Source organism: Methylobacterium isbiliense, from assembly GCF_022179325.1.
GTDB lineage: Bacteria > Pseudomonadota > Alphaproteobacteria > Rhizobiales > Beijerinckiaceae > Methylobacterium > Methylobacterium isbiliense.
The window spans coordinates 113471-126518 of record NZ_BPQQ01000034.1 but is presented as its reverse complement, the minus strand read 5'-3'; the positions used below and the strand labels follow the sequence as shown (position 1 = coordinate 126518).

Below are 13048 nucleotides of genomic sequence, written 5' to 3'. Positions count from 1 at the left end.
CCGCCCGATGCTCTCCTCCGCCGACAGCCGCTCGCCCAAATACGCCCGCATCGCCGACAGCATGCGCCAGCGCATTGCCCGCGCCGCGTGGCCCCGGGGCACGCGGCTGCCGGCGAACGAGGCGCTGGCGGCCGAATTCGGCGTCTCGCGCGTGACGATCCGCCAGGCGGTGGACATCCTGGTGCGCGAGGGGCTGCTGGAGGCGCGCCAGGGCAGCGGCACCTACGTGACGGAGACCCCGTCCCAGGACCGCTGGCTGCGGGTGGAGACCAGCCTCGCGGCGCTGGCGACCATCTACCGGGACACCTCGCCGGAGATCCTGACCATCGCCGAATCGAGTGCCGCCCCGCGGCTCACCCCGGCGGACGGCACGCCGGCCGCCCGCTACGTCTACATGCGCCGGGTGCATTCCCGGGCGGGCGAGCCCTACTGCGTCATCGGGATCTACCTCGACGAGGCGGTGTTCCAGCGCTGCCCGGAGCGCTTCCGGGCCGAGGTGGTGATTCCGATCCTGGCCGGGCTCTCCCGCCCCCGCATCGCCCGCGCCCGCCAGACCTTCACGATCGGGATCGCCGACCTCGACGTGGCGCAGCAGCTCGGCATCCCGCTCAGCGCCCCGGTCGGCGAGGTGCGCCGCGTCTTCACGGACGAGGACGGCCGCGTGATCTACCTCGGCGAGGTCACCTACCGGGGCGACTTCGTGCGCATCGAGATGGACCTGAAGCCCTGAGCGGCCCCGCCCGCCTCACCCCCTGACGAAGGCCAGGAGATCCGCGTTGATCCGCTCGGCGTGGGTCGTGGGCATGCCGTGGGGCAGGCCCGGATAGGCTATCAGGGTGCCGTTCCGGAGCAGTTCGGCCGAGAGCGGCCCGGAATTGGCGAAGGGCACGATCTGGTCGTCCTGGCCGTGCATCACCAGGGTAGGCACCGCGATGGCCTTGAGGTCCTCGGTGAAGTCCGTCTCCGAGAACGCCTTGATGCAATCGACCTGGGCCTTGATCCCGCCCATCATGCCCTGGCGCCACCAGTTGCGGCGCACGCCCTCGCGCAGGTCGGCGCCCTCCCGGTTGTAGCCGTAGAACGGGATGGTGATGTCGATGTAGAACTGCGCCCGGTTGGTGGCGGTGTTCCGGCGGATGTCGTCGAAGACCGCGATCGGCGTGCCGCCCGGGTTCGTCTCGCTCCTGACCATCACCGGGGGCACCGCGCCGATCAGCACCGCCTTGGCGACCCGGTCCCGTCCGTGGCGGGCGACGTAGCGCGCCACCTCGCCGCCGCCGGTGGAATGGCCGACATGGATCGCGTCGCGCAGGTCGAGCGCCTCCGTCAGGGCCGCCACGTCGGCCGCGTAGGTGTCCATCTCGTTGCCGGTCCAGGTCTGGCTCGACCGGCCGTGCCCGCGCCGGTCATGGGCGATCACCCGGAAGCCCTGCTCCAGGAAGAAGACCATCTGCGCGTCCCAGTCGTCGGCGCTGAGCGGCCAGCCGTGATGGAAGACGATCGGCTGGGCGTCCTTCGGCCCCCAGTCCTTGTAGAACAGGGTGACACCGTCCGTGAGGGTGATCGTGTCCATGCTGCGCGCTCCGTGCTTCCGCCGGGGGGACCGAACCTGATCGTGCGATGCACAACCGGCAGTCTAGAGGGGGCGGCGATACACGGCCAGCGGGACGCCGGACGGGCCGCGATGCGGCCCGCGAATGGCGCAGGTCCGGCGGACGGGGCGCAGAGCGGTGCGCAGCGCATCCGCCGCGCGCTGCGCGGCCCGGCCCGGCGGACGCCTACCCGAACACCAGCTCCTCGTTGCGGCGCTCCAGCTCCTCGCCGTACTTGCGCAGCACGTGGGCCTCCGTGACGGTGCCGAGCACGCGGCGAGTCTCCGGGTCGATCACCGCGAGCACGTCGGTCTCGGCCTCCGCGAAGGCCCGCATCACCTGCCGGATCGGCGTGCCAGGCAGCAGCACCGCGTCGCCGAGCCGGCCCACCGATCCCACCGGATCGCCCTCGCGCCCGGCCGCCACGTTGAGGTCGGCGGCCAGCACCAGGCCGGCGTAGCGCCCCTCCCGCACCAGCACGGCCTGCTTCTCGCGGCCGGTGGTGAAGCCCTCGCGCACCTCCTGGATCGGCCGGTCGGCCTCCACCGCCTTGAAGTCGCGCCGCATCAGCATCGCCGCCGAGATCTGCCGGATCCAGCCCACATCGTGCGGCCCGCGGATCGCGTCCTCCCCCCGCAGGTGGAAGCGCCACGTCGCGAAGCTGTAGCCGAAGAGTTCGCGCACGATCAGCGAGGCTATGGCCGCGGCCACCACCGCGCCCACCGTGATCGAGAAGTCGCCCGTGGTCTCCAGCGCCAGGCAGATCATGGTCACGGGGGCGCCCAGCACCCCGGTGCCGAAGGCCGCCATGCCGGCCATCGCCGCAGTGCCGGGCTGGATCACCCCCTGGGGCACCAGCGCGGCGGCGGCGCCCGTGTAGAACTGCCCCAGCAGGGCGCCGAGCAGGAGCGACGAGAAGAACAGCCCGCCACGGAAGCCGGAGCCGAGGGAGAGGGCCGAGCCCGCCATCTTGAGCGCCACCGCGGCGGCGAGCGCGAAGACCGTGGGGTTGCTCACGAGGTAGATCTGCAGCGCCCCGTGGCCGGCCCCGAGCACCACCGGGTTCACCAGGGCGAGCAGGCCGAGCAGCAGCCCGCCGAGCACCGGCCGGAAGGCCGGGCGCAGGGCCGGGATCCGGGCCAGTGCCCGTTCCACCGCCGAGACGCCGAGCATCAGCAGGATCGCCCCGAGCGCGCAGAGCGCGCCGATGAGGCCGACCTGAAGGATCATCTCGGTCGAGAGCGGGGTGGGGAAGCCCGGCACCAGCAGGTAGGCGTGCGTGGTGAACCGGCGCGCCACCAGCGTCGCCGCCACGGCGCTGGCGATCACCGGCACGAAGCCGGCCGCCGCGTAGGCGCCGAGCACCACCTCGAAGGCGTAGAAAGCGCCCGCGAGCGGCGCCCCGAAGGCGGCGCTGATGGCGCCGGCCGCGCCGCAGGCGACGAGCAGGCGCATGTCGGAGCGGCGGGCGGCGAGCGTGCGCCCGAGGAGCGAGCCGAGGGCGGCGCAGACCTGGGTGAAGCCGGCCTCCAGCCCGACCGAGCCGCCGCAGCCGTTGGAGACCAGCGTCTGTCCGGCGATGAACAGCGAGCCGCGCAACGACAGGCGGCCGCCGTACAGGGCGTTGGCCTCGATGGCGTCGGCGAGCTTGGCGCCGAGCCGGCGCGCGACGACGAGCGTGAGGGCGGCGACCAGCGCCCCGCCGAGCATCGGGACGAGAACGGTGCGCCAGGGCGAGAGGCTCTGGGCCGCGCTGAGGTCGACGCCCGCGGGCACGTCGAACAGCAGGGTCTGGAGGGCGTGGGCCGCCTCGTTCAGGCCCGCGACCACCAGCCCGCTCACCACGCCCACCAGCACGCCGGCCATCAGCAGGCCGAGTTCGCGCCGCCGCACGAAGCGGCGCAGGACCTGCGGCACCCGCGCGTCGAGCCGCGAGGCCTCGAAATCCAGGCGAGGGAGGCGAAGGCGGCGCAAGGACGGCATTCCGGCGGACGAAACTCGGGCCTTCCGGCTGAACGGCAGGCGAACGGCCTTCGGGAGAGGCCGGCCGGACCTGCCCCACCTTCCATCGCGTCATTCGCGTGTCCGCGCAATCCGCAGCGACCGTTCGAGCGTCCTTGCGGCACCGTTGCGCACACGGTCCTGCGGCCGGGGCTTGAGCCCGGGTCCGGGGCGTCACGCCGCGAGCCCTCTCGCCCGGGCTCGCGGGCCTCCTTGCGTCAACCTATGAACTCATGCGCGGGCCGCGGCGGCGCTTGGGGGCGGGCGGGTCCGGCTCCAGGTCGCTGAACGGAACCGTGAACAGGGGCCGGTGCTCCGCATCCGCGACGGCGAAGCGATACTCGCTGAGCCGCGGGTTGCGGCGGCAATCCTCCTGCGAGGTGAAACCGGCGCCGTGGCGCGCCACCGACAGGGCCGCGGCATCGTCGCGGCACTCCAATCCGTGAAAGTCGGCGCACACGAGACCGGACCGGGACTGCACGTCGAAGAAGTATCGTGGCATGGCTCGCTCCGCCGCCGGCCGGCCGGCCCTGGTGTCGAGCGGCCGGGTTCGCGGCCGCGAGAGTGCGCCGATCTCGGGCCTCTGTCACGGGGCGGTGAGGCCGTCGCCCGGGAGCGGCGTCGCAGCCGCCTGCCGGCTCGATCCGGGACCGCCCGTCCGACTCGTCAGGTCCGGACGCGCGGCGAGTCGGCGGTCTCATGCCGGGCTGAATCGACCCTGAGACTCAGTGGCCATCATGTGCAGATAGGAGGAGTCGAACTCGGCGAATTCCTTGATCCGCGAGACGCTCGGTATGCTGATGTGACCCTTGTCGTAGATGATCATCCTGTTGTTGCGCAGAGACTGGATGACGCGGTTGATGTGGACGAAGGAGACGGCGGTGGCGTCGGCCAGATCCGCCTGGGTCAGGGGGAGATCGAAGCTGTTCTCGTCGGCCAAGTTCACGGCCTGGAGGCGGACCAGCAGCTCGCAGAAAAAATGCGCCAGCCGCCGCTCGGCCGGGCGGCTGTCGTTGACGAGCCATTCCCGCTCGATCTCGAGTTCCACGAAGGTCACCCACCACAGCGCGCGGGCAATCCCCGGATGTAGCGCGGCCAGGTCATCGAGGGCTTGGCGCTTGATGTCCGCCACGCTGCACGGCGTGAGCGCCCCGAGACGCCAGTCCGACGTGAAGCCGGCCGCGGCATGGAGGTCGTAGAAGTCGCCCGGCAGGATGAAATGCACGATCCGCCGCTGGCCTTCGGGGCGCAGCTTGTAGCGGCACGCGATGCCGCTCAGGATCAGCGGCAAGGTTCCGGCGGCCCGGCTGTGGGCGATGTCCTCCCGCATCGGCACCTGCCGGGCCTTGAGGGTGAGCGCGTCGAGGGCATCCCGCTCGGCGCGTTGGAGGGGGCCTGCGTGCTCCAGCTTCCGGATCAGAGGGTTGGTGGCCATCCCTCGTCCTGCGCCTCCCGGTGGCTCGGCGCATCATACCGCCACACGCGGCCTCACGCAGCCTGTCGGAGGCGTCCCTGGCCGGAGCCGTGCGCCGGCCAGGGACGGCGGGGCGTCAGGCGGCGCCGTGCATCCGGTCCGCGGCCTTCTCGACACGCGCCTGCAGGGTCCGGGCGGCCTCGTCGACGACCCGCAATGACAGTTCGGCGATGCGCTTGTTGCCGTCGATGAGCAACTGGAAGTGGGTCTGCATCAGTTCGCTCTGGGCCGTCACGAGATCCTGCACCGAGCGGCAGTTCGCCAACCGGCTCAACCCGTCGATGTTCTTCGTGGCCCGCTGCTGAGCCAAGTTGACCCATTCGCGCGAGACATCCTGTGCGCCCTTGGCCAGAATAGTCCCGACTTCCGTCACGATCTGGATGTTCTGCGTGGAGCGGCGGGCCATCTCGTCATAGTGCGGGCCGCTGAGCCCCCATGATTGCGAGACTTGGTCGGCCCCATGCTTGAAGCTCTGGGCGGCCGTGTCCATGCTCGTCTGCACGGTGTCTCGTGCGCTCTCGGCGGCGTGGCGGAGAACGTCATCGCCGGCCTGGGCCGCCTGCTTGCCGGCATCGGCGACGCTGCTCGCAGCATCGTGGACGGATTGGGCGACTTCGTCCCCTGAATTCGGGCGAAATTCGGAAGACGTTTTGTTCTGATCCGTGGATTGCGAGTGGTTATCCATTCGTGATCCCTCCTCGGAGTGGGGCAAAACATCGGGTCTGTCGTGCTTCGATCTATGAATAGCCACTCCGAGTAGTCGGATTTATAGCCTATGTTGTATGTCATCGCATACATTTGCTAAATCGATGACGATTCATGCGGTGCGCAGACCGCCGCATGCGGCGGCGCGACGCGACCGGCCGGACACCGCCCCGTGCGCCCTCGGCCCGCGCCGAGGGCGGGCGCCTCCCCGCGTCAGCGCAGCCCGTCCCACTGCGCGATGCCGTCCTGGGCGAGGCCGCCGACGCGCGCGTGCGGGCGCCCGCCCGTGGTCATGGCGATGGAGAACAGGATCTCGTCGGCGCGCGGGGCGTCCGCCACCGCCACTGTGATCCCGTCGAAATGCGAGCGCACATAGGCCGCATCCTTGTGGTGGATCGGCACGTCGAGGCTCGCGCCCATCGGGCCGACCTTGGTCATCGAGGGCACGATGGCGAGCGCGCGGCCGAGGAGTTCGCGCATGGCGTAGCCGCCCGGCACGTGCCACAGCGCCCCGTGCTCCAGCTCCCCGGCCGCGCCGACGAGCGAGCCCTTGCCGTAGGCCTCGATCCGGCCGGGCTCGTTGCCGAGCGCCTGGATCAGCCGCGTCGCGCAGTCGAGCCCGAGCGGCTTCAGCGCCTCCATCATCGGCACGATGTCGGGCTCGTGGCGGCCCGCGAAGGGATTCCTGACCACGCAGGCCACCGCGCCCTTGAGGAGCGGCTGGCTGAGCGGAGGACCGCCGTCGTGGCGCACCTCCTCGACGGTGACGACGATCTTGCGGACTTCGATCATGGGCGGATCTCCCTGAGGATGCCGAGCGTGACGGTCTCGCCCTGCAGGCTCAGGGCGGCGTCACGGATGAGGCCGGCCGCGCGCAGCGCCGCCGCCCGGGCGCGGCCGGCGGCGAGGGCCTGCGCGACGGCATTGGACGGCAGCGGCGCCACCGCGACGGTAACGAGGTGCTCGCCGAGGTCGGAATCGGGATCGAGGCTGATCGCGGGGGCGCGGCGGATGCCGGGATGGCCGGGCAGGTCGACCGCGTTGGCGATCAGGGTCGCGGCCGCGTCAGCGCCTGCGGCGTCGCGGGCCAGCACGGTGACGGAATCGGCGATGCCGAGGGAGAAGGAGCGGCCCTGCCGCCCCGAGGTGGCGATGCCGAAGATGCCGTCCGCGTGCGAGAGCGTCACCCGCCCGTTCAGCGCCGGCACCGGGCCGCGGGAGAAGTCGCCGGCCACCCCCACCGCCAGCGTCTCCCCCTCGGCGAGGTGGAGGGCGATGTCGCCGCCGTCGTTGACGAAGGCCTTGTCCAGGGGGGCGGCCTCCCGCATCGCGGCGATGAGCTCGTCCGCCACCGCGCCCGCCACCGCGGCCATCGGGGTGATGAAGACGCGGTGCGGCCGGCAGGCCGCCACCATCCGGCGCGCTACCGCGCCCTCGACCCGGGGCCGCGCGCTCATGGGCTTTCGCAATTCACCGAGTTCCGCCGCCAGCTCGCCCAGCAGGGGCGCGAAGCGCCGCTCCGCCGCCCGGTGGGCCTCCGCCACGGCGGCTTCGGCCCCGTAGGCGCGCAGCACCACGTCGATCGGTCCGTGCTGGAGGTGCAGCCGGCCGCCCGGCAGCGCCTGGACCCGCGGCCCCTCCACGGCGCCTCAGCCGAGCTTGGCGATGAGGCGGTTCAGCTCGGCCGCCTCCGCGGGGGTGAGGGGATCGAGGGTGCGGGCCGTGACCTCCGCCCCGCGGCTCTTCATGCCCTCGACCACGGCGCGGCCCTCCTCCGTGAGGGCGAGGAGCACGAGGCGGGCATCGTCGGGGTCGGGCGCCGGATGGGCGAGGCCTCGGGCGGCCAGCCGCCGGGCGACGCCGTACATCGTCGCCGGATCGACGCCGACATGGCGCCCGAGCTGGTTCTGCGAGGTCGGCCCGAGGTCGTGCAGCTTGGCGAGCACCGCGAACTGCACCGGCGTGACGGCGAAATCCCGCATCACCGCCTCGAAGATCGCGGAGGCGCGCTGGTGCGCCCGCCGGATCAGGTAGCCGATCTGGTCCTCCAGCCGGTACACCCGCACAGCCTCCGGATCGATGCGCGGGGCCGCCAAGCGGCGGCGCGGCGCGCTCACGGCCGCTCCCGAATCGGCGAGGGCAGGGGCCAGGGATTGGCGGGCCGCCACGCATCGACCCGGGCGCCCGCGCCGACCTCGCGCAGGATGTCGCCGATCGCCACCACGTCGCTCATGTGGCCGCCGAGCCGGGCGTAGAGGTCGCGCGGCAGCGTGAACTCGATCGGGGCGACGAGGGCCGGGGTCGGCACCGAGCCGAAGGCCCGGCCCGGCAGCCGCGTGACATCCGTCATCACGGTGATGCCGCCCCCGGGCCAGACCGTGACGGGGGCGCCCCCCATCGTCACCCGGGTCTCGCCCGCCGCCACCGAGCGGGTCAGCAGCACCGGGTTCTCGGTCACGCCCGCCCGCAGGGAGCCGCCCGCGCCGGCCACGAACAGCACGGTGCAGAGCGAGGGCTCGCAATTCTCGCCGATGCGGTCCACCACCGCGCGCACGGCCGGCGGCATCTCGGCCGGCACCGGCTTCAGGTCGTCGTCGAGGACGAGCCAGAGGGCATGCTCGCCGGTGGTCGAGGTCATCAGCAGGCGCAGGCCCGGCCACGCGGTCTTGGGATCGATGGCCTGGATCAGGCTGAGCGGGTCGGCGATGTCGGTGCCGCCCCAGCCGATGCCCGGATTGGCCACCTGGAAGTAGCGCCCCGGCGTCGAGCGCCGGCCCCGCACCCGGATGCCGGCCGGGCGCATGCCGAGCACGCGGCCGGCCTGATGCTCGGTCAGCACGCCGGTGATGTGGTCGTCCACCACGATCACCTCGTCGGCGTGCCCGAGCCACTGGCGGGCGAAGATGCCGACCGTCGCCGAGCCGCAGCCGACGCGCATGCGGCTCTCGGGCGTGCCGTCCACGACCGGGGCGCGGCCGGCCTGCACCACCACCTCGTGGCCGCCGTCGATCGTCAGCGTCACCGCCTCGCCGCTGCAGAGCGCCAGCATGCTCTCGCAGGTGACGCTGCCCTCCTTCTTGGAGCCGCCGGTGAGGTGGCGCACGCCCCCGATCGAGAGCATCTGCGAGCCGTACTCGGCGGTGGTGACGTGGCCGACCTCCTCGCCCCCGGCCCGGATCGCGGCGCGTTCGGGGCCGAGATGCCGGTCGGTGTCGATCTTCACCTTCAGGCCGCAATAGCTGAAGATGCCCTCGGTCACGACCGTGACGGTCTCGACGCCCGCATGCTCGCTCGCGACGATGAAAGGCGCGGGCTTGTAGTCGGGGTAGGTGGTGCCCGAGCCGATGCCGGTCACGAAGGTGCGCGCGGGATCGAGCGCCCGCCCGTCCCAGTCGGCGGCGCCGAAGGGCACCAGCCGCCCGCCCTCCTCGGCCGTGCGGTGGAGCAGCACCACCGGATCGGTGCGCACGAGGTGCCCGTTCTCGTTGGCGTAGCGCGCGCAGGCCCCCGACCGCCCGGGGCGGATGCGGCAGAGCACCGGGCAGGCATCGCAGCGCACGATGCCGTCCGCCTCCGCGGCGCCGAGCTTGGCCGTGCGGGCCTGCGCCGAGAGGGATGCCGTGGTCTCGCTCATTCCGCCGCCTCCCTGGCATGAAGCGCCGCGTGCAGCCGGTGCGGCAGCACCGGCACGCGGGTCAGGCGCGCGCCCGTGGCGTGCCGGATGGCGCCCAGGATCGCGGGCGCGGTGGCCACGAGCGCGGGCTCGCCGACGCCCTTGGCGCCGTAGGGTCCCTCCGGGTCCGGATCCTCGATGATGCGCACGTCGATCTCCGGCATGTCGCCGGCGGTGGGGATCAGGTAGTCGTGCAGGTTCTCGGTCCGGCCGGGAATGAATTCCTCCATCAGGGCGAGGCCGAGCCCCTGCGCGATGCCGCCGTGGATCTGGCCCTCGACCAGCGTCGGGTTGATCGCCCGCCCGACATCGTGGGCGGCGACGATGCGCCGGACCCGCACGGTGCCGAGCTGCGTGTCGACCTCGACCTCGGCCACCTGCGCGGCGAAGCCGTAGGTGGCGTAGGGGATGCCCTGGCCGTCCGCGTCGAGCGCGGTGGTGGGGGGGTCGTACCAGCCCTCGCCCGCCAGCACCGCGCCGGTCTCGTCGACGGGGAGCGCCGCGAGGTCGAGGCTGCGGCTCGCCTCGCCGTCCGCAATGGTGAGCCGCGCGCCCTCCAGGATCAGCCGCGCGCCCGGACCCGCATTGGCGAGCGCGAGGATCCGGGCGCGCAGGCTCTCGCCCGCGAGCCGCGCCGCGTTGCCGGACACGAAGGTCTGGCGCGAGGCGGAGGTCTTGCCCGCGTCGTAGGTGAGGTCCGTGTCCCCGACCACCGAGCGGAAGCGGTCGGGGGCGAGGCCGAGGGCGTCGGCGGCGATCTGGAGCAGCACCGTCGAGGAGCCCTGGCCGATATCGACCGCGCCGTTGAGGAAGGTGAGGCTGCCGTCGGGTCCCAGCGCGATGCGCATGCGCGAGGGATTCGACATCGAGGTGTTGCCGCAGCCGTACCACATGCAGGCGATGCCGACGCCGCGCCGCCGGCGGGGGCCGCCGGCATTGGCCGCCGCGGCGGTCTTCTCCAGCGCGAAGAAGTCGTCGCGCAGCGCATCGAGGCAGCGCGGCAGCCCGGCCGAGGCGTGCAGCACCTGGCCCGAGGCGGTGGTGTCGCCGTGATCGAGGGCGTTGCGGCGCCGGATGGTCCAGCGGTCGAGGCCGAGGCGTTCGGCGAGGTCGTCGATCAGGGTCTCGGCCGCGATCGTGGCCTGGGGCACGCCGAAGCCCCGGAAGGCGCCGGCCGGGGTGTCGTTGGTGTAGACCGCCCGCGTGCGGTTGCGGACATGCGCCACCCGGTAGGGACCCGGCGCGTGGACCGGCACCCGGTTGGCGACGGTCGGCCCCCAGGAGGCATAGGCGCCGGTGTTGAAGTCGCCCTCCATCTCGAAGGCGGTGAAGTGCCCCGCCGCATCCGCCGACATCCGGGCGCTGATCCGGGCCGGATGGCGCTTCGTCGTGGAGGCCATGCTCTCGATGCGGGTGTAGACCATCCGCACCGGCCGCCGCGTCAGCCATGCGGCCACCGCCAGGATCGGCTGGAGCGAGATGTCGAGCTTGCCGCCGAAGCCGCCGCCGCAGGCGGTCGGCACGATGCGCACGGACGACAGCGGCAGCCCGAGCACTCGCGCCACGTCCTCCTGGTCCATCACCGGCGCCTGCGTGCAGGCCGTGACCTCGATCCGGTCGCCCACGCGCCGGGCATAGCCCGCCTCCGGCTCGATGTAGGCGTGCTCCACGAACGCGGTCTCGAAGCGGCCCTCGGCCGTGGCCGCGCCCGCCGCGTGGCCCAGCGCGACGTCGCCGCGCGCGAGCCGGCCGCGGGTGAGCACGTTGTCCGGCACCGCCGCGTGGAGGGCCGGCGCCCCCGCCTCCAGCGCCGCAGCAACGCCCGTCAGCGCAGGCTGCACCTCGTAGCGCACCGGCAGGTCGGCATCCGGACAACCCTCCACCGCCGCGCGGGTCCCCACCAGGGCGGCGACCGGGTCGCCGCGCATCCGCACGCGCCCGTCCGCCAGCACCGGCTGGTCCTTGAGGTGCGGGAAGACCCCGAAGGAGTTCTCGCCCGGGATGTCGCGGGCGGTGAGGATGCGCACGAGGCCCGGATGGTGGGCGAGCACGGGGGCGAGGTCGCCGATCGTGACGCGCGCCGCGGCGTGGGGCGAGCGCACGAGGCGCAGCCAGAGCGCGTCCGCGGGCTGGTGGTCGGCGCCGAAGCGGTCGGTGCCCGCGACCTTCGCCCGGCCGTCGACCCGGGCGATGCGGGCGCCCACCGCCGCGCCGGCCCCGGCCTGCGGGGCGAGCGCGTTGGCGCCGCGGGCCACGTCCATCACCGCGTCCACGATCGCGACGTAGCCGGTGCAGCGGCAGAGCACGCCGCCGATCGCATCCTCGACGGAAGCCCGGTCCGGCCGCGGATCGCGCCGCAGCCCGTCCGCGGCGGCCAGGATCATCGCCGGGGTGCAGATGCCGCATTGCGCCGCCCCGCGGGCCAGGAAGGCCTCGCGCAGGCGGTCGATCAGGCCGGCGGGGTCGCTGCCCTCGATAGTGGTGACGGCGCGCCCGTCGGCCTGGGCGGTCGGCACGAGGCAGGCGCAGACCTGCTCGCCGTCGAGGAGCACCGTGCAGGCGCCGCAATCGCCCGCCTCGCAGCCGACCTTGGTGCCGGTGAGGTGCAGGCCCTCGCGCAGGGTGTCGGCAAGCGTCGCGAAGGGCGGCGCCTCGACCGTGCGGGGCTCGCCGTTGACGATGAGCGTGACGGGTGGGGTCATCAGGCCGCCCTCGCGACGGGGTGCCCGGCGAGGTGCGCCAGGGCGTCGGCGACCAGCGTGCGGGCGGCGGCCATGCGGTAGGCCGCGCTCGCCCGCACGTCGTCGATGGGGGAGAGCCCCGCGAGGTGGCGCTCCGCGACGAGGCCGGGCGCCTCGGCCAGGGGCAGGCCCGCGAGATCGGCCTCCAGGGCCGGGAGCCGTCGGGCCAGGGCCGCGCAGGCCCCCACCGCGATGCGGGCCTGCACGATGCGCCCTCCCGGATCGGTCTCGACCGCGAGGCCCGTCATGGCGATCGAGATCACGAGGTAGCGACGCGCGCCGAGTTTCTCGAAGTGGCCGCGGCCGGGCCGCTTCGGGATCCGGATCGCGGTCACGAGGTCGTGCGGCCCGACCGCCGTCGCGCGGTAGCCGGTGAAGAAATCCCGGGCGGCGACCTCGCGGCCCGAGACCGCGAAGGCCGCGTCGAGGGCGAGCAGGTTCGGGATGCCGTCCCCCGCGGGCGAGGCCGTGCAGGCATTGCCCACCAGCGTGCCGCGGTTCTGGATCTGCACCCCGCCGACGGCCCGCCCGGCGGCCTTCAGCCCGTCGAGGAGCGGCGGCAGGTCGGCCCGGATCAGGTCGGTCCAGGTGGCGAGCGCGCCGATGCGCCAGTGGTCGCCCTCGTCCGCGATGCCGCGCAGTTCGGCCAGGCCGGAGATGTCGAGGATGTCGGGATGGGACGGGTCGCCCCAGGCCCGGCGCGTGGCCGCGGCCGGGTAGACGTCGGTGCCGCCGGCCAGCACCGTGACGGCGTGCTCGCGGCGGATCGCCAGGGCGTCGGCCAGGGAGGTCGGGCGGAAGTAGCGCATCAGGCGGTCCTCCCGGCCATGCCGCCCCGCACGGGAGAGGGGAGGCCGTCCGT

Annotated in this window: 12 protein-coding genes; 1 reads left to right on the top strand and 11 read right to left on the bottom strand. The window is 73.3% G+C overall.

Annotated features, from left to right (window positions below; translation table 11 throughout):
- The first annotated feature begins 7 nt into the window (after positions 1 to 7).
- Complete coding sequence (locus MFF61_RS15470) at positions 8 to 730, top strand: GntR family transcriptional regulator (RefSeq protein WP_238235959.1); 723 nt, start codon at positions 8 to 10, stop codon at positions 728 to 730.
- Between the two features lie 15 nt (positions 731 to 745).
- Here the strand turns inward: MFF61_RS15470 and MFF61_RS15465 are convergent, their stop codons facing one another.
- The 11 genes from MFF61_RS15465 to MFF61_RS15415 form a co-directional block, all read right to left on the bottom strand.
- Positions 746 to 1573, bottom strand: coding sequence for an alpha/beta fold hydrolase (locus MFF61_RS15465; RefSeq protein ID WP_238235958.1), 828 nt, complete (start codon positions 1571 to 1573; stop codon positions 746 to 748).
- Between the two features lie 205 nt (positions 1574 to 1778).
- The gene (locus MFF61_RS15460; protein WP_373324707.1) at positions 1779 to 3575 is read right to left on the bottom strand and encodes a chloride channel protein; all 1797 of its coding nucleotides are present in this window, start codon (positions 3573 to 3575) and stop codon (positions 1779 to 1781) included.
- 241 nt (positions 3576 to 3816) lie between these two features.
- The gene (locus MFF61_RS15455) at positions 3817 to 4095 is read right to left on the bottom strand and encodes a DUF6894 family protein (RefSeq protein WP_238235956.1); all 279 of its coding nucleotides are present in this window, start codon (positions 4093 to 4095) and stop codon (positions 3817 to 3819) included.
- Between the two features lie 195 nt (positions 4096 to 4290).
- A complete protein-coding gene (locus MFF61_RS15450; RefSeq protein WP_238235955.1) occupies positions 4291 to 4923 on the bottom strand; it encodes a Crp/Fnr family transcriptional regulator in 633 nt (210 codons plus the stop codon).
- Between the two features lie 220 nt (positions 4924 to 5143).
- The gene (locus MFF61_RS15445; protein ID WP_238235954.1) at positions 5144 to 5752 is read right to left on the bottom strand and encodes a phasin family protein; all 609 of its coding nucleotides are present in this window, start codon (positions 5750 to 5752) and stop codon (positions 5144 to 5146) included.
- Positions 5753 to 5985: 233 nt separating this feature from the next.
- Complete coding sequence (locus MFF61_RS15440) at positions 5986 to 6564, bottom strand: amino acid synthesis family protein (protein WP_238235953.1); 579 nt, start codon at positions 6562 to 6564, stop codon at positions 5986 to 5988.
- Entirely contained in the window at positions 6561 to 7415 is an 855-nt protein-coding gene (locus MFF61_RS15435) for a UPF0280 family protein (RefSeq protein WP_238235952.1), read from the bottom strand. Before MFF61_RS15435 ends, MFF61_RS15440 begins: the two co-directional genes overlap by 4 nt.
- 6 nt (positions 7416 to 7421) lie before the next feature.
- Positions 7422 to 7889: a MarR family winged helix-turn-helix transcriptional regulator gene (locus tag MFF61_RS15430; protein WP_238235951.1), complete on the bottom strand. Its 468-nt coding sequence runs from the start codon at positions 7887 to 7889 to the stop codon at positions 7422 to 7424.
- Positions 7886 to 9406: a 6-hydroxynicotinate reductase gene (locus MFF61_RS15425; protein WP_238235950.1), complete on the bottom strand. Its 1521-nt coding sequence runs from the start codon at positions 9404 to 9406 to the stop codon at positions 7886 to 7888. The genes MFF61_RS15430 and MFF61_RS15425 overlap by 4 nt, the downstream gene beginning before the upstream one ends.
- Complete coding sequence (locus MFF61_RS15420; protein ID WP_238235949.1) at positions 9403 to 12147, bottom strand: molybdopterin-dependent oxidoreductase; 2745 nt, start codon at positions 12145 to 12147, stop codon at positions 9403 to 9405. Before MFF61_RS15420 ends, MFF61_RS15425 begins: the two co-directional genes overlap by 4 nt.
- Complete coding sequence (locus MFF61_RS15415; RefSeq protein WP_238235948.1) at positions 12147 to 12995, bottom strand: FAD binding domain-containing protein; 849 nt, start codon at positions 12993 to 12995, stop codon at positions 12147 to 12149. Before MFF61_RS15415 ends, MFF61_RS15420 begins: the two co-directional genes overlap by 1 nt.
- Positions 12996 to 13048: the final 53 nt, after the last annotated feature.